This window comes from Burkholderia sp. L27(2015), assembly GCF_009765705.1.
In the GTDB taxonomy this organism is placed as follows: Bacteria; Pseudomonadota; Gammaproteobacteria; order Burkholderiales; family Burkholderiaceae; genus LMUX01.
The window spans coordinates 635,469-655,136 of sequence record NZ_LMUX01000021.1; the positions used below are offsets into that span (position 1 = coordinate 635,469).

The following is a 19,668-nucleotide window of genomic DNA, read 5'->3' on the forward strand; positions in this document are numbered from 1 at the left end:
TCACGTGGCCGAGTCATGTCGCCAACGCAGGCGGACAATTCATGTGGGCCAATTCATGCAGACTCGATGCGCGCCACCGACGGCTGCAGATGATCGAACGCCCAGCAGATATCGCGCTCGAGCGCGGCGCGTGCAGCCACGGCGTCACCGCGTTCGATGGCGTCGACGATCTGGGCGTGTGGTTCGTTCAGGGGACGGCTGGCCTCGGTATGCATGAGCTCGCGCGCCGCGCGCAAGTACGGTCCCGATTGCAGCCACAGGCTTTCTATCGTCGCCATACTTACCGGCGAACCTGCCGCACGATAAATGGTGAAGTGGAACACCTGATTACGCTGCAGGCCTTCGCTGGCTGCACGCGGCGATTGCAAGGTGCCCTCGATCTCGTCGGCGAGCTTGCGCAGCAAGCGAATCTGCGCCACGGACAAGCGCGGTGTCGCCCACTCGGTGGCCGCACCTTCGATCAGCACGCGCACGCGGCGTATGTCCTCCAGGCGCTCCGGCGTAATCAAGGGCACCCGCAGCGAACGGCTTTTCATCGGTTCGATCGCCCCGTGAGTCGCGAGACGGCGCAGCGCCTCGCGCACGGGCATGGTACTGACGGCAAGCGCGTCTGCCAGCTCCTGTATGCCCAGCACTTCGCCTGCGCGATATTCACCGCACATCAAGCGATCGCGGATGGTCCGATAGACCGCTTCATTGATCGACGTGTGCTCGATCGGCTTGAATGCAGACGATGGGTTTATCGACATATCAGCCCCACGAGCCACTTGCCGCAAGGCAAACCATATGCCGCGTCGTGATGCGCGTTCAGGTACATCGTCGTCTCCCTCTGTGCTCCGGCCGGGTTCAGGCATAGGCCAAACCCATCGTCCGAGGCACGTTTGATTTTTGATCAAAGATCATTTTGCCGACGATGACAGACGCCGACAATCAGGGTTTGCGTGAAGCGGGGGGATTTTGGCGATGCGATGAAATGCGATGTGCGCGCCAGCCCGATATTGGACTGGCGCTCGGGGCCTCGCTGGGGCTTAAAACGTCTCCCAGTCGTCGTCCGATCCAGCTTTAGCCGCCAGTTTGGGCGACACGGCTAATGGCGCGATCGACGCGCCCTTCGGCGCCGCCGAGGGTCGGGCGGCTGGTCGGGCGGCGGCCTCTACCGCCCGAGGCGGCTGTACCTCGGCGCCAGATCGATGCGCCTCGGTCACCGCGCTCACTGTGCCGGCCGCAGCCGCTGTGCTTGCCGCACCGGTGCGCGCTCGGCCCAACACCGATGGCTTATGCCCCATGCCACGCCGCACCGCGGCAGGCGTGCCTGCAGGACGCGTCGCTTGCACCGCGCGCGTCGGCGCGGCCACAGCAGCTTGCCCGTCGAGCTTGAACACGGCGATCGCCTCTTCAAGCTTGGCGGTCTGCACCGTCAGCACGGCGGCCGACGCGGATGCTTCTTCGACCAGTGCCGCGTTGCGCTGCGTCGTTTCGTCCATGTTCGCCACCGCCTGGTTCACCTGGCCGATGCCACTCGATTGTTCCTCCGAGGCCGCGCTGATTTCGCCCATGATGTCGTTGACTCGACGCACCGCAACCACCACGTCCGCAATGGTGGTACCCGCGCGCGTCACGAGCTGCGCGCCTGTTTCTATCCTGCCGGCCGACTCTTCGATCAAGCCTTTGATTTCCTTGGCCGCCGAAGCGCTGCGTTGCGCCAGCGTGCGCACCTCGCCCGCCACCACGGCAAAGCCGCGCCCTTCTTCACCCGCCCGCGCAGCTTCCACCGCCGCGTTGAGCGCCAGGATATTCGTCTGAAAGGCAATGCCTTCGATCACGCTGATGATCTCGACGATCTTGTTCGACGACACCGAAATGTCCTGCATCGTCTCGACCACTTCGCCTACCACGCTGCCACCGCGCTCGGCGGTCTCGGACGCATTACGGGCCAGTTGGCTCGCCTGACGCGCGTTGTCGGCATTTTGCTGCACGGTGGCGGTGAGCTGCTCCATGCTCGATGCGGTTTCGCTGATCGACGCCGCCTGTTGTTCGGTGCGGCTCGACAAATCCGAATTGCCGGCGGCAATCTCGCGCGCGGCCTGGGTAATCTCGCCGGCACCGTCGCGGATCTGACCGATCGTCTGCACCAGCTTTTGCTGCATGCGCTGCAGCGCCGCCAGCATGCTGACCGTGTCGCCAGGTCGAGTCGCCACCACCAGGTTCAGTTCGCCGTCTGCAATACGCGTCACCACGTCGGCCGCGTAACTGGGCTCGCCCCCCAGCAGTGCATGGATATTGCGCGCGATCAGTATCATCAGCGCCGAAATCACAACGCACAACAACCCGCCGGCAAGCGCATACTGGATCAGCAGGCCGTAAAAAGCGTGATCGATATCGTCGGTGAAAACGCCCGTTTCTAGCGTCCAGTCCCACGGACGGTAGAGTCGGACGTAATTGATCTTGGGCGCCATCACGTTGGTGACCGGCTTGAGGAACAGCAGATCCTTGTAACCTTCGCCGCTGCTGTGAGCGAGATCGACGGAGTCGCTGAACACATGGCGGCCCTGCGGATCGGTGAAGCCGCTCATATCCTTGCCTTCGAGATCGGCGCGCACACCATGCATCAAGACTTTGGAGTGCGGGTCGACTACGATGAGGTAGCCGCCCGATCCGTCATAGTGCATGACGCGCAGGTCGTCCAGCGCATTACGCTGAGCCTGGTCCAGCGGCATCTTGCCGGCGCTCGCCAACGACTGATAATGGTCGACCACGCCGTAGGCCACGCTGACGATATTTTTCAGCTCGGCCTTGCTGCCGTCGATCATGCTCTGTCGGGCCTGATACGCGCCCCAGCCGGAGATTGCGAAAATCCCGATGCACATCACGGTAAGCGCCAACCACAGACGGGAGCTCAGGCGAGCTTGATTCATATTCCAACTCCAAATCTCAGGGTAACGAGCCATACGCCGTAGAGCGGGCAAGCGTATAACCGGCTTAACGGCAACTTCGCGACAATTCTTTAGGAGCGAGGCCGTGCCCGGCACACTATTTTCGTGGCAGAATTTCGGCGCGGGCTCGTCACGGCGAGCGTGGCCCTGCCCGCCAACGCAAGGAATCCGATTGACCTCCACCAGCCAAATCACTGCATGACCGCGCGGTATCCTGCCGACCTCCCCTGCATTACAGCGTTTTCGCCGGTTGCCGTCGGCTGCGGAATCGCGTCCGTAGAAATCACGTCCGAGGAAATTGCGTCTGAAGAAATCATGCGCCCGGAAATCGCGCCCGTGGCAGCGCGGTCCGTGGCAACCCTGATCAGGCTCGCCTGTGCGGTGCTGGGTGCGGCGCTGTTCGGTATGGTCACGCCCGCCCACGCCCAGTGCGTCCAGTTCGCCGGACAAACCATTGCCGCTGGCGAGATCGGCTTGCCCACCCGCGGCGCGCTCGTGACCAGCGCGATGATGGTCGGCGCCACGCAATCCGGCAACGGCAACGGCGATTACTGCCGGATCACGGGCGAAATTCACCCGGTGCGCGACGACGCCCCCGACATTCATTTCGAACTCAACCTGCCCAAGCGCTGGAACGGCCGCGCCTTGCAGCTGGGCGGCGGCGGCTACAGCGGCGAGGTGGTCAGCGGAACGGACATGGTGCCCTTCGCGCCACGCACCACCCCTCTGTCGCAAGGCTATGCGACCTTCGGCTCCGACTCCGGGCATATCGGCACGTCGGCGCGTGCCGAATTCGCAGTCAACGACGAAGCGCTGTTGAATTTCGGCTACGGCCATCTGAAGAAAACGCATGATGTGGCGCTGGCGCTAATCGCCCAGAACTACGGCAAACCGCCGCGGCGCGTCTATTTTGCGGGCGGCTCGACCGGTGGACGCGAAGGCTACACCGTAATCGAGCGCTTTCCCAACGACTACGACGGCGTGATCGCCGATGCACCGGCGATCAATTTCTCGGGCGTGCGGCTGATCGGCGTAAAAATCGGCCAGATGGCCTACGACGTGCCCGGTGGATTTGTCCCGCCAATCAAACAAAAGCTCGTGTATCACCGGGTGCTGGCGGCATGCGACGCGCTCGACGGCGTCGCCGATGGCATTGTCAGCAACGTCGACGCATGCCATGCGCTCGAACGCCAGATCGTGGCGAGCCTGCGCTGCCCCGATGGTACGGATCAGGGCAACGACTGCTTGTCGGCGGCGCAGATCGACACACTGAACGCCCTGAACAATGGCCTTGATCTGCCCTATGCGCTGGCCAATGGCGCACGGGTCTACCCCGGCTACAACGTATACGCCGGCAGCGATTTCTCCGGCATGCTCGGCCTGGGTCGATCTCCCGTGCGACTCGCGAGGCCCGACATCATCGCCAATGGCTACCTGTTTGCGCAAGCCGACGCCTATATGAAGTATTTCGTGACGCGCGACCCGAACTTCGAGACGCTGAATTTCGATCTTGCGCATCCCGACCCCTATGAGGAACGGCTCGTCGAACTATCGCAAATGGTGGGCGCGATGAACCCCGATTTGTCGGCCTTCGTCGCCCACGGCGGTCGGGTGATTACGCTGCACGGCCTAGCCGACGAGGTCATCAGCCCGAACGAGACGATCGCTTTCTATCGCTCCATCGTGGCGAAATTCGGCCTGGAGAAAACCGACACGTTCATGCGGCTTTACATGGTGCCGGGGTTCCAGCACGGCAACGGCGTGTTCATCCCCTCCTGGGATGCGTTGGGCGCACTCGATAAATGGGTCACCTACGGCGTCCCGCCTGAAACGCTGGTGACAACCGATATCGCAGCGGCCACCAACGGACGTTCGCGGCCGCTGTGCCGCTTCCCGGCCTTCCCGCGTTATCTGGGCAAAGGCAACGTCAATCTGGCGGCAAGCTTCCGCTGCGCGACATCCTAGCGGCCGAACGAACGGCACGGGGCCACCGAACACAAGATGCCCCCGCGCCGTTTGTTCGGCGCCCCCGCTTATGGGGCTCAATACGTGGCATGATTGGATTGTTACCCACCGTCCGGCGCACTCTGTGAAACCGAAAGACCCGCAAGCCGGGCAGGCGTCCGGCGGTAATCGATTCAAGGCGCGTTTCGTCGCGATCTCATGGCACGATCTCGCCATCAGCATCGGCCCGATCGTCATCCTGACAGCGATCGTTGCAGGGCTCGCGTTCTGGCTCGTCAACCCCGCACCCCCGAGTACCATCACCATCGCCGCCGGCCCCAAGGACAGTGTGTTCTGGAGCAACGCGCAAAAATACCAGGCCATCCTCGCGCGCAACGGCGTCAAAGCCGTGCTGTTGAGCACCGACGGATCGGTCGACAACTTGAAGCGGCTGGCCGATCCCCATGCGAAAGTCGACGTCGGCTTTGTCCAGGGCGGCTTGTCCGATGGCGTAGACCTGACCCATTTGATGTCGCTGGGCAGCATCTCTTATGTGCCCGTGGCCATCTTCTATACCGGGACGAAAACGATCAGCATCCTGTCGGAACTCAGCGGCAAGCGCGTGGCTATCGGCCCCGAAGGCAGTGGTTCGCATTTACTCGCGCTCGCACTCCTCAAGATCAACGGCATCGTGCCGGGCGGCAGCACGACGCTCAGCGACGTGTCGGGGGACGAGGCGGCCCAGGGTTTGAGAGACGGCACGCTGGACGCGGCATTCTTGATGGGCGACTCCGCCACACCGCCGACCCTGGCCAAGCTGCTGCACACCCCGGGCGTCAAATTGATGGATTTCTCGCAGGCCAGCGGCTATGCACGGCGCTTCAGTTACTTGAACGAATTGCAGATTCCCAAAGGCGTGTTCGACTTCGGCAGGAACATACCCAATCACGTGCTCCACCTGATTGCGCCCACCGCGGAATTGGTCGCTCGGGACACATTGCATCCAGCGCTGTCCGACTTGTTGATCGATGCGGCCCAGCAGGTGAATGGTCAGCCCGGACTGCTACAGCACGCCGGCGAATTCCCGGCGCCGCTCGCGCATGAGTTCCGCATCAGCGACGACGCATTACGCTATTACAAGTCGGGGAAAAGTTTCCTGTATCGGAATTTGCCGTTCTGGCTCGCCAGCCTGGCCGACCGGCTGTTGGTGATTATCGTGCCCATCATCGTGTTGCTGATACCGGGCGTGCGCCTGGTTCCCGCCCTGTACAGCTGGCGCATCAAGTCGCGCATTTATCGCTGGTATGGCGCGCTGATCGGACTCGAACGCGGCATCTTCGAGCAATCGGGTGACTACGATCACGTCGCGATGCTCAAGCGCCTGGATCACATCGAGGAAGCGGTGAATCGAATGAAAGTGCCGCTCGCGTTTGCCGACCAATTCTATGTGTTACGCGGGCATATCGATCTCGTGCGTTCGCGCTTGATCGAACGCGAATCTAGCCACCATCCGGCCCCCAAAGATCAGACTGAAACGGCAACGGTGCCGGTATCCTGAGCTGCACATCGCTGGTGGCGCACGCCACGCACGGCAGGATCCAGCCCTCGGCTTTTTCCTCGGCGGTGAGGCCCGGCCATTCGATGCTGTAGACCACCTGGCCGCTCAACAAGCTGCACATGCAGGTACGGCAAGTGCCGTTGCGGCACGAACTGGGCAAGGTCAAGCCAGCGGCGCGCGCTGCCAGCAGCAACGAGACGCCCGCGGGCGCTTCGAATCGCCACTCGCCGGGTTCTACGCTGACGGTGCAGGCTGCGGGGCTGGCTTCGGAGTTGGGTGCTGGGTTAGGTGGAACGGGAGCGGCCATGCGATCACAGTACCGAACCGATCCCGCAATACAGTGTCAGCGCCCGGGCTTCGGTCTCGTGCACCTCGACCGGGAACGCGACCGCACCGGCGTAAGCCATGTAGCGCGCGCGATGCTGACCGTTGCGAAACGACACCACACCTTCATGGGCAAGTCCGAACATGCCTAGCAGCGAAGGGCGATGACGCGTCGAAAAAGTCACGTAGGGCATCTCCGGCACACGGTTTGCACGCGGATCGAGGAATTCGCGTATGCCGCGGGCTTTGCCGGGGTGCCAATACGTCACTTCGGGCAACACGTAGTCGGTGGTGTCGCGGTCGGCGCACTGCAATAATTTGCGGGCGTCGACCATCACCACACAGTGGCGTGAGTCGCGCGCAGTGAATGCCGCTTTCAATCGCGTTGACGGGTAGAGATCATGCGATGGCAGCGCCACTTCCCAGACGCTGTCGACAGACTGCCCGACCGTCGCAGGTGCTTCCATTAAGTCTTCCATTCCGACCTGTTCGCATCCCTAATATATGCGGCTAAGTATAGCAGCGCGATCGGGCGCTTACTGTGCTGGCATGGGGCTCGACGACGATACTGTGGCTAAAAAGTCGCACCGCGGGTGGCATGGCTCGGGCCATGGCCGGGGTCGTGTTTGGCGTCGTGGTTGGTGTCATGTCCGACGTCGCGGTTTTCCAGCGGAACCGGCTCCGGCGCAATCCGCCAGCCAACCATCGTAACGGTCAGTCCGGCGACATCTCGAGCTGGCTCGGTGGCGTCCCGAGCAGGCCCGCTGGCCTCCCAATGCGGCGCCGCACGGTTGTGCAAACGCAAGCTCAGGTGGTGGTGTTCGGCGATCCTGTGTGCAATCGCCAGGCCCAGCCCGCTACCGACGGCCCCCGCTTTGGAAGCCGCTATGCCGCGGTAGAAGCGGTCGAACACGCGCTCGGTTTCGCTGTGCGCAATACCGGGCCCCTCGTCCTGGACCTCAAGCACGATGTGTCCGTCCTCGCGTGCGAGTGTCACGTCGACTCGGCTTTTTGCCGGGGCGTAGCGCACCGCGTTGTCGACCAGGTTGCGCAAGCACACGAACAGCGCGGCCGCGTCGCCCTCCACCCAATAGAGACCGGCGTCGCGCACCACCAGTCCGAGATCGATATGCTTTTGGCCCGCCAACGGCGCGTATTCCCCGACGACCTCGCCCGCAAGCGCTTCAAGGTTCACCGGAGCGAACGCCGAGTCCACCGCCGCGTCGCTGCGCGCCAGCATCAATAGCTGTTGCACCAGGTGGATCATCCGGTTCAACCGTTCGTCGAGCTTGGTCAGCATCACCGCGCGGGTCGCTTCGAGCGGTTCCAACTGGACCAGTTGCAGTTGCAGCTTGAGCGCAGTGAGCGGTGAGCGCAGTTCGTGCGCGGCGTCAGCCACGAACAGCCGCTGCGCCTGCAAGGCGGCCGCGAGTTGCCCGAGCAGCGTATTGAGGGCGCTGACCAGCGGCCGGATTTCGGTGGGAACGCTTGCGGCCGACGCAAGCGGCGCGAGGCTGTCCGGGGTGCGCGTGCCGATCGCACGCGCCAGTGTGCTCAATGGCCGCAGCCCGCGCCCCACCACCACCCAGATAAACAGCGCCACCAGTGGCAAGCCGGCGACGATGGGCAGCACCGTGCGCCATGCCATGCGGGCCGCCAACGCGTCACGCACCCATGTCGGTTGAGCGACCTGGACGAAGCGGTCCGGACCGCTGAGCACGAATACGCGCCAGCGCTGATCGTAGGCGCGCAAGTAATTCAGACCAGGCGGTTCGAGATGGGTCAGTGCAAATTTTTCGGAGGATTGGTAAAGCACATGGCCGTTCAGATCCCACACGGCAACCGTCACCTTATCCTCAGCCACCTCTTTGAACCGCGGATCGCTGAGCACTGCCCCGCTGGCCGAAATATGACCGGGCAAAGTGACCGCGATCGCTTCCAACTGGTAATCGAACAGTTCGTTGGCCTCATGCCGCACCTGCAGATAGAGCGCGACGCCCGCCGTCACCGCAGCGACCAGCAAGCCGCCAATTAGCCAACCCAGTAGCCAGCGCCGAATCGAGGTCATTGCGGTCGTGCTCACGCGTTTATCGCTCATGCGCTATCGGTCAGCCGATAGCCGACTCCGCGTACGGTCGCGATACGCGCCGCGCCGATTTTCTTGCGCAGACCGTGCATGAAGACTTCGATCGTGTTGCTGCCGACCTCCTCGCCCCAGCCGTATAGCTTGTCCTCGAGCACTGCGCGCGAAAGCACCTTGCCGGGGTTGAGCATCAAGGCATGCAACACCGCGAACTCGCGTACCGACAAATGCAACGGCGCACCTTCGAGCAATACCGTGTGACCCGCGTCGTCGAGTTCGATGCCGGCGTAGTTGAGCTTGGCCTGAACCTGACCATGACGGCGGCGCAGCAAGGCACGCACGCGCGCGGCCAATTCGGGCAGATCGAAGGGTTTGGCGAGATAGTCGTCGGCACCGGCGTCCAGCCCAGCTACTAACTCGTGGGTAGAATCGCGCGCAGTGATGACAAGCACCGGCGCCGTGCCGCGATCGGCCTGCGCACCCTCGCTTGCACCCTGACTGGCACGGTAGCGCTTGAGCACTTCGAGTCCGTCGCGCTTGGGCAGGCCCAGATCGAGGAGGATCAGGTCATAGACGAGCGAGCGCAGCGACAGCTCGGCGGCTTCACCATCGCACACCCAGTCGACCGCGTGGCCTTCGGCCCTGAGCGCGTCGCGTACGTTTTCTCCGATCATTGGGTCGTCTTCGACCAGCAGCAGGCGCATCCGGGTTCCTTGAAAGCGAGAGACAGGCACCGGCGTGAGCCTGGCGTGAGCGATTGTCTCGCAGCGCGGCTTAAGGCTCGCTTAATAGCCACTGCGTGGTCAATCAGCCATCGTCCAGCGATTACTGTCCTGACGCAAGGCTGCGCAACTGAAAGCGTCCATCCGTATTAAACAGCCACGACTCCATCAAATCGACCCGGCCGGCGCGATCGAGCAAAGCCGTGGGCGGCACGGGCAGAGGCGCCGCCCGACGCAGGCTGCTGATCGCCGCGGCCTCAACCTCATCGTCGCCATTGGTGCGATACACGGAGGAATGCAATACCCGGCCATCGCGATCGATCGTAAACGACACCACCACAACCGAGCGCAACATCGGCTGTAACTCGTGCGACGCTCGACCGGGGTTGCTTTGCATCACCTTCTCGGCAACCACCTCCTTGTACTGGTCGGCTGTGGCCGCGTACTGGCGTTGCTGCGGACTCAGGTTGTTGTTGCTGCTTCCGCCCGGCACCAGACCGCTGCCGCAACCCGCCAGCAGACTCAGCGTCGCGACGGCCGCCAACGCGTATATCGCGGCTCGCTTGCCAGCTGGCTTAAAGCCGGGCTCACGAGCCGACTCACAACCGAACTCACCAGCGGCCTCACACGCGGGCTTGCAAGCCGCACGATTGCCTGAGCTGTTGTCGAAAGCGCGCCCGAAACTACCGCCTGGATATCGGATCATCCGAGTCATCCTCAAAAATAAGTCGATGCGATCAGCATAGTCTTCCGGCGTGACACTGTCGAGGTCGAGCCGTCGGGTTTGATCACCGGGCCGCACGCCATTCGCGATGCGGTCGCACGTTCACGATGAAATGCCGTTAAAATTTGAGCGTTATTACTTTCACTATATAACGCTACCGGAGCGCTATCCATGACTAACCTTTGGACTCGATCACGCGGCAACAGACCGTCCAACGGTAGCAGTTGTGGAATTCGCGCCCGGCATTCGTCGCGATCCGCCCTCTCTGTGCAGGGTGCTGGACAACGCCTGAAATGAGCCGCCGCAACGCCGCTCCGCTTGGCTGGCTAGCCCTGCTGCTGGCCGCTTATCTTTGCGCGCCGTTGCTCTCGGCGTTGCCGCAAATCGGCACGTCCGACTGGCGTGGCATGGACGTATCGACGCTAAGCCGCGCATTACTGGTTTCAGTCGCCAGCGCATCGGTGGCGACCGTATTGATCGGGCTCGGCGGTATTCCACTGGGCTATCTGCTGGCGCGCTCGCGCAGCCGCGCGCTCGGTGTGCTGGGCTTTGTCGTGCAATTGCCGCTGGCCTTGCCACCGCTGGCAAGCGGCGTGTTGCTGCTGTTTCTATTCGGCCCCTACAGCCCCGTCGGCCTATTTGCGCCGGGCCTCACCGACTCGTTCACCGGCATCGTGCTCGCCCAGATCTTCGTCGCGGCGCCCTTTTTGATCGTCGCCGCACGCTCCGGGTTCGGTGCGCTCGACCCGGGCCTGGAAGATGTCGCCGCCACGCTGGGTCATGGACCGTGGCGTTGTTTTATTTCGATCAGCCTGCCGCTTGCCTGGGCCACGATACGTGCCGGATTGTTGCTGTCGTGGCTGCGTGGTTTCGGTGAGTTCGGCGCGACAGTGATGGTCGCGTACCACCCGTATTCGTTGCCGGTCTATACCTATGTCGCGTTCGGCGGCCAGGGACTGCCTGCGATGTTGCCGTTGCTCGTGCCCACGCTCGCTATTGCGATAGCCGTCGCCTTGCTGGCCTCCTGGCAACGCCGCATCACACCGCAGCGCATCGACGACAACGCCTTGACCGCCGACAACTTGCTGGTGCCACGCCCCGCATCGTCCCCGTCAATACCGTCCAGCCCCGCATCTCTCTCGTCCTCTGCGTTCGAGGCGCAGCCGGGCGTCGACGCATTGCCCACGCCCTCGTTACGCCTGCGGGTACGGCAGCAGCTAGGCGAGTTCACGCTCGACATCGACTGGCACGCACGCTCGCGCCGCTTGGCGATACTCGGCGCCTCGGGTTCCGGAAAATCAATGACCTTGCGGCTACTTGCCGGATTGACCGAGGCACCGCGGCAAGACGCAGCGGGCCCCGCGCACACCTCGTTTTGCTCGCTGATCATCGGCGAGGAGAGTCTGAGCGCGCTGGTGCCCGCCGCGCGCGAGCTCGGTTATGTTCCGCAGGATTACGGGCTGTTCCCGCACATGACGGTCGCTGAACAACTGGCATTCCCAGTGGGCGCACAGGCCGCGCTCGCGCGTGACTGGCTGCTGCACCTCGGGCTGTCGGGGCTTGAGGCGCGCAAGCCGGCAGCGCTCTCGCTGGGTCAGCGCCAGCGTGTCGCGCTGGCCCGCGCGCTGGTTCGTCCATGCCGCCTGATCCTGCTCGACGAACCATTTTCCGCGCTCGACACGCCGCGCCGACGCCAGCTCAGGCAGACGCTGCGGGCGCTCCAAAACGAACTCAGCGCGACCACCATACTGGTGACTCACGACCCCGACGAGGCAGCACTGCTCGCCGACGAAATCCTGGTGCTCGACCGAGGGCAGGTGCTGCAAGCGGGCAAAACCGCAGCGTTGTTCAGCCGCCCCGCGAGTCTGCAGGTGGCAGCGCTGCTCGGTATTACCAATCTGGGTGTGGGGCACAAATGCACGCACGCGAGTATCGCGATCGGCGGTGGCGTCGAGCTGATCGTGGACCCGGCGGCCATCGAGTCGGTGCCGGACGAAACCATGTCGCTGTTGTGGCGCATCGACCCGTGCGCTGTGCGAGTGATGGATAGTCTTGACGTTACGCAGCAGACAACGCCCGGCGTTTATCCCGCGCACCGGTGCGAACCGACCTTGAGCGCAGGGGTCTGGCTCACGACGGTGAGTCTGGGCGGCATGGTGCTGCGTAGCACGCAACCGCCGGGCGACCAGAGCGATCGGAGCAACCGCGAAAATCAAGAAAGCACCGAAGGCGAATTCGCGAGCGAGCGCGGCGGCGTCAGCAAAGGCCGCCCAGGCGATCAGTGCTGGGTCAGCATCGCGCCGCAGGCCATCGATGTTTGGCGTGCACACGGCCCGCAGGAAACGCCGGGCTCACACGAACCACTCAAGCGCGGTGCAGCGGCCTCTGCAGCATAGCCAGCAACGCCGCGGCGAACAGCACCACGCCCGAATAGACGAAGCCGCGCGCAAGCCCCGCACCGTCGGAAACATGGCCGATTGCGACGGGCCCCACGATCTGCCCGAGCGCAAACACGACGGTGAAGGCGCTGATGCCCCAACCCCACCGAGCAGCCGGCAGGTTATGCCGGACAAATGCCGTAGTCGAGGTCACGACCGACAGAAAGGTGGCACCGAACAGCGCGCCCGAGATAAACGCCGCGACCGGATGAGTGAACACCGCGGGCAACAGAGTCGCCACGCCCAGCAGCAGGTTGAGCAGCGCCAATGCACCGCCGCCGCGCGCGCGATCCAACAACCGCGCCCATAGCCGGGCTGAAATCACGATCGCAACGCCCAGGAGCAGATAGAACGCGATGACCACCGTCGCGCTCATGCCCGCCTGGCGCAACAACGCGATGATAAACGTCATGTAGCCGATGTAACCCACGCCGAACAGGCCGTAACTGGCGAGCGCCCAGGCAAAGCGAGTCCATCCATGCGCACCGGTGCGACCCGCGTCACCTTCGGCACTGGGGTGCAATGCAGCGGCATGCTCACCGGTGGGCGCAGGTACAGCGATGGCCGTATCGGTGGGCGATGTCGCAACCGCAGCTTGTTTAGGCTTGAGGTCGGACAGCACTCGGGACGGCGCTTGGCTCCCCCTTCCGCCGTCGGCCGCACGACCGATTTTGCATGCGGCCCAAATCGCGCCTATGGAAAATACCGCGCAGCCAATTGCCAATGCGAGCCACGCGGACTGCCAGCCGTGCACGCGGGTCGTCAGCGCAAGAGGCACCAGCACCGACGACATCACCACGCCCCAGCCGGTGCCACCGTAATAAATTCCGAGCAGCAAACCGCCATCCTTCGGATGTTCGGAAGCGAGACGCGCAGCCAACACACCGCCACACACGACGATCAACGCACTGCCGATGCCGCTTGCGAGTCGCAGCGTCAGCAAGCCCGTATCGGCCAGCAGGAATGCACACACGCCCATCAACACGGTGGTGAGCAAGCACCCCCAATTGAACATGGCGGCAGCGCTCCAGCGCCGCAACAACCAGGGGCACATCAAGGCGCCGATCAGATAACCCGCCGCGTTGACGGTATTCATGGTGCCGGCCTGGACGAAGCTCCAACCCAGATCGGCCTTCATCGGCGGCAACAGCAAGGCATAGGAAAAGCGCGCCATGCCCAGCGCAATTCCCATGCCCAGCGAAAGCGCGACGGCCTCGAACAATACAGTGAACCGCGTACGGGCTGGCCGTGTCGAACCGACAGGGCCGGCGGGGGAATCCAACGAGCGTGGGGACAATATGCAAACTCCGCGATACCGATAATGTGGCGTCATTTTACGTCGGCGCGCTCGGCGATTGGCAACCGCCGGTGATATAAAACACAAGGCAACCGTATGCAGCGCGGCGGGTCTCGACCGTTCTGACTATCGATTCAAGCTCATCGAGGAGAGCGCGTTTGGATTTGGTGATCGCCCGCCCGGAAGGTTTGTATTGCCCGTCCGGAGATTTTTATATCGATCCCTGGCGCCCGGTAGAACGGGCTGTGATCACTCACGCTCACGCGGACCATGCGCGCTGGGGCCATCGCCACTACCTTGCAACGCGCGATGGCGCCGGTGTATTACGCGCCAGGCTAGGCGACATTGATTTGCAGGCGCTACCCTACGGTGAAACCATCGACGTCAACGGCGTGCGCATTTCCTTGCACCCGGCGGGCCACGTGTTGGGCTCCGCGCAAGTACGAATCGAGTCGCGCGGCGAAGTATGGGTCGCCTCGGGCGACTACAAGGTCGAACCCGATCCTACCTGCGCAGCGTTCGAAGCCGTGCGCTGCGACACCTTCATCACCGAATCGACCTTCGGCCTGCCGATTTACCGATGGCAAAGCGGCGGCGAGATCATGGCTGAGATCGACGCGTGGTGGCGCGCCAATGCGGAACTCGGCCGCACATCCATTTTGTTTTGTTATGCGTTCGGCAAGGCGCAACGGATACTCGCGGGCGTCGACCAGGCTATCGGTCCGATCTTTTGTCACGGCGCAATCGAGCCGCTCAATCGGGCCTATCGTGCCGCGGGCGTCAGGTTGCCCGAAACGCGCGCGGTGCCGGACGGCAACGCGGCAGAGTTCAAGCGAGCGCTGCTACTCGCACCGCCTTCGGCGCAGGGCAGCCCGTGGATGAAACGCTTTCCTGTGTACAGCGATGCCTTTGCCTCCGGCTGGATGCGACTGCGCGGCGCGCGACGCCGGCGCGCGCTCGACCGTGGCTTCGTGTTGTCGGACCACGCCGACTGGCCCGGGCTGCAACTCGCAATCGACGCTAGTGGCGCACAGCGCGTCATCGTCACACACGGTCAGGTCGCGCCTATGGTGCGGTGGCTAGAGGAAAAAAGCCTGCGCGCAAGTGCTTTCGAAACCGAGTATGGCGACGAAGAACTCAGTGCCGCTGCGCACGACGAGGCGGTGGCCGCGAGCCTTGCGTCTGCGGAAGATGTGGCATCTGCTGACAGCAGCGCATCCGCCAAAGCGAAGTCCTCTGCGGACACCGCCACCGACGATAGCGGCAAACCAGCCTCATCATGAAACGCTTCGCCGCCCTCTACAACGCGCTCGACGCTACCACCTCGACCAGCGCGAAACTCGCCGCCCTGGTCGATTACTTTCGTGCCGCGCCCGCGCGCGACGCCGCGTGGGCCGTCTATTTTTTGGCCGGCGGCAAACCGCGTCAGTCGGTTCCGACGCGGGTGCTGCGCACACTCGCCGCCGAACGCGCCGGCTTATCTGAGTGGCTCTTCGACGAGGCTTATCAGGCCGTCGGCGACTTGGCCGAGACAATCGCCCACGTCATGCCGGACGCCCTGCACACTTCCGATCTCGGACTCGCCGATTGGATCGAAACGCGCGTGCTGATTTTGCGCGGACTCTCGCCCGAAGCATTGCGCATTCGACTCGGCGAGTACTGGGACCAACTCGACTGGGGCGGCCGATTTTTACTAACCAAGCTGATCGGCGGCGGCTTCCGAGTGGGCGTGTCACGCCAACTGGTAACGCGTGCACTGGCGGAAATTGCCGGCATCGATCACAAAAAAATCGCGCAACGCATGGTCGGCTGGACCGACGCGCGTCATATGCCGGACGCCGCGCGCTACCTGCAATTGGTCGCGGCACTCGACCCGAACGTATCGCATCTGGATCACGATCCCGGCCTGCCCTACCCGTTTTTTCTTGCCCAGCCGTGGCAGCAATCGCCCGATACGCTGGGAGACCCAGCCAATTGGATCGCCGAGTGGAAGTGGGATGGCATACGTGGACAAATCGTCAAACGTGAGGGCCAAGTGTGGTTGTGGTCGCGCGGCGAAGATCTGCTGACCGAGCGCTTCCCCGAAATTGCCGCCATGGCTGCGCTACTGCCCGACGGTACCGTGCTCGACGGCGAGATCATCGCGTGGCGCGCCGGCGACGACAAGCCACTGCCGTTCGCCGCCATGCAACCTCGCATCACGCGCAAAACCGTGACACGCAAGATTCTCGACGACGCCCCCGCCATATTCATCGCCTACGATTTGCTCGAGTACGAAGGCATCGACTTGCGCGAACAAACACAGTGCGAGCGTCGTGCACGTTTGGCCGAATTGCTGACTCAATTGCTGACTGAATCGCCCGGTGGATTACTGCCGACCTCGCCCGATATCGCGCTGCGAATATCGCATGAACTACCGTTCGATAACTGGAGTGCGCTCGAGACACTCCAGCGCAGCAGCCGCGCGCGCGGCGTCGAAGGGCTGATGCTCAAGGAACGCAGCGCGCGATACGGCACCGGACGAACGCGCAGCAGCGGGCTCTGGTTGAAATGGAAAGTCGATCCCTACACCGCCGATGCAGTGCTGATCTACGCACAGCGCGGTCACGGCCGACGCGCCAGTCTCTATACCGACTTCACCTTCGCGGTGTGGGATCGCAACCCTGCCGCCCCCGATGGCCAAGCGGTGCTCGTGCCGTTCGCCAAAGCGTATTCGGGGCTGACCGATGCCGAGATGCGCGAAGTCGATGCCTTCGTGCGCAAGACCACGGTCGAAAAATTCGGCCCGGTGCGCAGCGTGACACCCGAGCTGGTGTTCGAGATCGGCTTCGAAGGCATACAACTGAGCCCGCGTCACAAGTCCGGCATCGCGGTGCGCTTTCCGCGCATCCTGCGTTGGCGTCGCGACAAACCGGCCAGCGAAGCCGACACGCTGGAAACGTTGCAAGGATTGCTCAGTGAACCCGCCGAAAGTTGAGCAGCTAGTGGGCGGTCGGCCGCCGGCACAAGCCTCGCCTGCGCGGCCACCCCTCGCGCAAGCCGAATTATCGACGCGCGTTGAGGCCGGCTTTGAAAGCCGCTTTGAATCGTGGTTCGAGCACCGCGGCTGGACCCCATTTGCATTTCAACGCGCGGTGTGGCGTGAAATCCTGGCGGGCCATAGCGGCATGCTACATGCGACTACCGGCGCCGGAAAAACCTACGCGGTCTGGCTCGGCGCGCTCGCGGCATTCGCATCGCGAACCAGGGACGCCAACGCGACATCGGTAACTTCGCCCGAAACAACCGCAGGCCGCACATCGGCAAAGGCGGCGTCGACTGCGCCCCTCACGGTGTTATGGATCACACCGATGCGCGCACTGGCGGCTGACACCGTGCGTGCACTCGAAGCGGCAACCCAAGCGCTCGGGGTTGACTGGAGCATAGGTCTGCGCACCGGCGACACCAGCTCCGCCGAACGCGCGCGCCAACAACGCCGGCTCCCCAGCGCGCTGGTCACCACGCCGGAAAGCCTGACCTTGCTGCTCAGCCGCCCCGAGGCCCAACACCAGTTGGCGTCGGTACGTCTTGTCGTAGTCGATGAATGGCATGAGCTCATCGGCAACAAGCGCGGCGTGCAAACGCAACTGGCGCTGGCTCGCTTGGCGCGTTGGGCGCGTCCGGATATGCCATTGCAAGTGTGGGGATTGTCGGCCACCTTGGGCAACCTCGACACGGCGCAACGCGTGCTGCTCGCCTCCATCGTTACGCCGCACGTGATGGTCCGCGGGCACGAACCCAAGGTGCTGCAAATCGATTCGCTGATTCCCGAGAGCATCGAACGCTTCCCATGGGGCGGTCACCTGGGTCTACGCCAGATCGAACCGGTTGCGGCCGAACTCGACGCGGCGAGCACCTCGCTGGTATTTACCAATACGCGCTCGCAAGCGGAGATCTGGTACCGGTCTTTGCTCGCGGCACGCCCCGAGTGGGCCGGCATCATCGCGCTGCATCACGGCTCGCTGGATAGGTCGGTGCGCGAGTGGGTGGAGGTCGGGTTGAAGGAAGGCCGGCTCAAGGTCGTGGTGTGTACTTCCAGCCTGGACCTCGGCGTCGATTTCTTACCCGTCGACCGGGTTTTTCAAATCGGATCGCCCAAAGGCGTGGCGCGCTTGCTGCAACGCGCCGGGCGTTCCGGTCATGCGCCGGGACGTGCCTCGCGCATCACGATCGTGCCCACCCACGCGCTGGAATTGGTGGAAGCGGCAGCGGCGCGTTGCGCTGTGCTGGCACGCCAGATCGAAGCGCGTGTGGCGCCACGCGAACCTTACGACGTGCTGATCCAGCACCTGGTTACGATCGCGCTGGGCGGCGGCTTCAAACCGGACGAGCTCTACGACGAAGTCCGCAGCACCGACGCTTACCGCGAACTCAGCCGCGCCACCTTCGATTGGGCTATCGCGTTTGCCGAGCGCGGCGGACGCTCACTGGGCGCCTACCCCGATTACCAGCGCATCGTCGCCGACGCCGAGGGCATCTACCGCGTGCCGCGCGACGATCTGGCGCGGCGCCATCGCATGAATGTAGGCACCATCACGGCGAGCGCCAGCATGCACGTCGAGTTCGTCAGCGGCGGCCGGATCGGCACCATAGAGGAAACGTTTATCTCGCGGCTGCGCAAGGGCGACGTGTTTACGTTTTCCGGGCGACAGCTCGAATTGGTGCGCGTCAAGGACATGACGGCCTATGTGAAACGTGCGAGCGCCGGGCGCGGTTTGGTACCGGCCTGGCAAGGCGGGCGCATGCCCTTGTCGTCTGAGCTGGCCCACGCCACGCTGGCGTTGCTGGCGCGCGCGGCGCACGGCGATTTCAGCGAACCGGAAATGCAAGCCGTGCGGCCCTTGCTCGAGATCCAGGCTCGCTGGTCCGCGCTGCCCGAACCCGAGGTCTTGCTGGTTGAAACGCTGACTTCACGCGAAGGTCATCATTTGTTTTGTTATCCGTTCGCCGGCCGCATGGCGCATGTGGGTATCGGTTCGCTGCTTGCGTGGCGTGCGGCACGCGACGCCCCCGGCACGTTTTCGATTTCGATGAACGATTACGGCTTCGAACTGCTGTCGGCCGATCCGATCGATTGGGGCGCCCTTATCGAGCACGATCTATTTGCTTCGGACAATTTAGCCGAGGATCTGCTCGCGAGCCTGAATTCGTCCGAGCTTGCCAAGCGCCGCTTTCGCGATATCGCGCAGATCTCGGGGCTGGTGTTTCAAGGGCATCCGGGCTCGCACAAAAGCACACGACAAATTCAGGCGTCGAGTAGTTTGTTTTATCAGGTGTTTCGCGATCACGACAGCGACAATCTACTGCTCGCACAAGCCGAAACCGAAGTGATGCTGCAAGAACTCGAAGTTGGGAGGATTGCGGCGGCGCTCGCCGAAATGCAACGCAGCCGCGTTGCATTTCGCGTGCTCGAACGGCCGTCGCCGTTTGCGTTTCCGCTTATCATCGAACGGCTGCGCGAGCGCATCAGCACCGCAAAACTGTCGGACCGCGTCGCGCGGATGCTGGCCGAACTGGAGCGTGCGGCAGACCTGCAGTCACGGCCGACCGTGCGGCCAACAGTCCGGCCGACAGCACGGAAAACAAAAGGGGCGCATCGGTGACGT

General features: G+C 63.4%; 14 protein-coding genes. 6 read left to right on the top strand and 8 right to left on the bottom strand.

Annotated elements, in window-relative coordinates; genetic code table 11:
* Positions 1-53 precede the first annotated feature (53 nt).
* Positions 54-749 (bottom strand): GntR family transcriptional regulator, encoded by a 696-nt coding sequence (locus GSQ77_RS21240; RefSeq protein WP_158904732.1) that lies wholly within the window; start codon positions 747-749, stop codon positions 54-56.
* 279 nt (positions 750-1,028) lie between these two features.
* Positions 1,029-2,915: a methyl-accepting chemotaxis protein gene (locus GSQ77_RS21245; RefSeq protein ID WP_158904733.1), complete on the bottom strand. Its 1,887-nt coding sequence runs from the start codon at positions 2,913-2,915 to the stop codon at positions 1,029-1,031.
* 333 nt (positions 2,916-3,248) lie between these two features.
* Here GSQ77_RS21245 and GSQ77_RS21250 point away from each other — a divergent pair, with 333 nt between their 5' ends.
* Together GSQ77_RS21250 and GSQ77_RS21255 are read left to right on the top strand one after the other, a co-directional pair.
* Positions 3,249-4,898, top strand: coding sequence for a tannase/feruloyl esterase family alpha/beta hydrolase (locus GSQ77_RS21250; protein WP_158904734.1), 1,650 nt, complete (start codon positions 3,249-3,251; stop codon positions 4,896-4,898).
* Between the two features lie 124 nt (positions 4,899-5,022).
* Positions 5,023-6,435, top strand: a complete 1,413-nt coding sequence (locus tag GSQ77_RS21255; protein ID WP_254067728.1) for a TAXI family TRAP transporter solute-binding subunit — start codon at positions 5,023-5,025, stop codon at positions 6,433-6,435.
* Here GSQ77_RS21255 and GSQ77_RS21260 read toward each other — a convergent pair.
* The 5 genes from GSQ77_RS21260 to GSQ77_RS21280 all read right to left on the bottom strand — a co-directional run bounded on the left by GSQ77_RS21260 (position 6,377) and on the right by GSQ77_RS21280 (position 10,270).
* Positions 6,377-6,742 (bottom strand): 2Fe-2S iron-sulfur cluster-binding protein, encoded by a 366-nt coding sequence (locus GSQ77_RS21260; RefSeq protein WP_158904736.1) that lies wholly within the window; start codon positions 6,740-6,742, stop codon positions 6,377-6,379. The two genes, GSQ77_RS21255 and GSQ77_RS21260, sit on opposite strands and share 59 nt — an antisense overlap.
* Before the next feature lie 4 nt (positions 6,743-6,746).
* Complete coding sequence (locus GSQ77_RS21265) at positions 6,747-7,226, bottom strand: hypothetical protein (RefSeq protein WP_158904737.1); 480 nt, start codon at positions 7,224-7,226, stop codon at positions 6,747-6,749.
* Between the two features lie 107 nt (positions 7,227-7,333).
* On the bottom strand, positions 7,334-8,857 hold the full coding sequence (locus GSQ77_RS21270) for an ATP-binding protein (protein WP_158904738.1): 1,524 nt from the start codon (positions 8,855-8,857) through the stop codon (positions 7,334-7,336).
* Positions 8,854-9,546, bottom strand: coding sequence for a response regulator transcription factor (locus GSQ77_RS21275; protein ID WP_158904739.1), 693 nt, complete (start codon positions 9,544-9,546; stop codon positions 8,854-8,856). The genes GSQ77_RS21270 and GSQ77_RS21275 overlap by 4 nt, the downstream gene beginning before the upstream one ends.
* A 121-nt stretch (positions 9,547-9,667) precedes the next feature.
* Positions 9,668-10,270 (bottom strand): TonB family protein, encoded by a 603-nt coding sequence (locus GSQ77_RS21280; protein WP_158904740.1) that lies wholly within the window; start codon positions 10,268-10,270, stop codon positions 9,668-9,670.
* 311 nt (positions 10,271-10,581) lie between these two features.
* On the opposite strand from GSQ77_RS21280, the gene GSQ77_RS21285 reads away from it, so the two are divergent.
* Positions 10,582-12,684 (top strand): ATP-binding cassette domain-containing protein, encoded by a 2,103-nt coding sequence (locus GSQ77_RS21285; RefSeq protein WP_158904741.1) that lies wholly within the window; start codon positions 10,582-10,584, stop codon positions 12,682-12,684.
* On the opposite strand, the gene GSQ77_RS21290 is transcribed toward GSQ77_RS21285, so the two are convergent.
* On the bottom strand, positions 12,653-14,023 hold the full coding sequence (locus tag GSQ77_RS21290; protein WP_254067729.1) for a YbfB/YjiJ family MFS transporter: 1,371 nt from the start codon (positions 14,021-14,023) through the stop codon (positions 12,653-12,655). The two genes, GSQ77_RS21285 and GSQ77_RS21290, sit on opposite strands and share 32 nt — an antisense overlap.
* 158 nt (positions 14,024-14,181) lie before the next feature.
* Here GSQ77_RS21290 and GSQ77_RS21295 point away from each other — a divergent pair, with 158 nt between their 5' ends.
* The 3 genes from GSQ77_RS21295 to GSQ77_RS21305 are packed head-to-tail and all read left to right on the top strand — an operon-like array spanning position 14,182 to position 19,665.
* On the top strand, positions 14,182-15,306 hold the full coding sequence (locus GSQ77_RS21295; RefSeq protein WP_254067730.1) for a ligase-associated DNA damage response exonuclease: 1,125 nt from the start codon (positions 14,182-14,184) through the stop codon (positions 15,304-15,306).
* On the top strand, positions 15,303-17,000 hold the full coding sequence (locus tag GSQ77_RS21300) for an ATP-dependent DNA ligase (protein ID WP_158904742.1): 1,698 nt from the start codon (positions 15,303-15,305) through the stop codon (positions 16,998-17,000). The genes GSQ77_RS21295 and GSQ77_RS21300 overlap by 4 nt, the downstream gene beginning before the upstream one ends.
* Positions 16,981-19,665, top strand: a complete 2,685-nt coding sequence (locus tag GSQ77_RS21305; RefSeq protein ID WP_158904743.1) for a ligase-associated DNA damage response DEXH box helicase — start codon at positions 16,981-16,983, stop codon at positions 19,663-19,665. The genes GSQ77_RS21300 and GSQ77_RS21305 overlap by 20 nt, the downstream gene beginning before the upstream one ends.
* Positions 19,666-19,668: the final 3 nt, after the last annotated feature.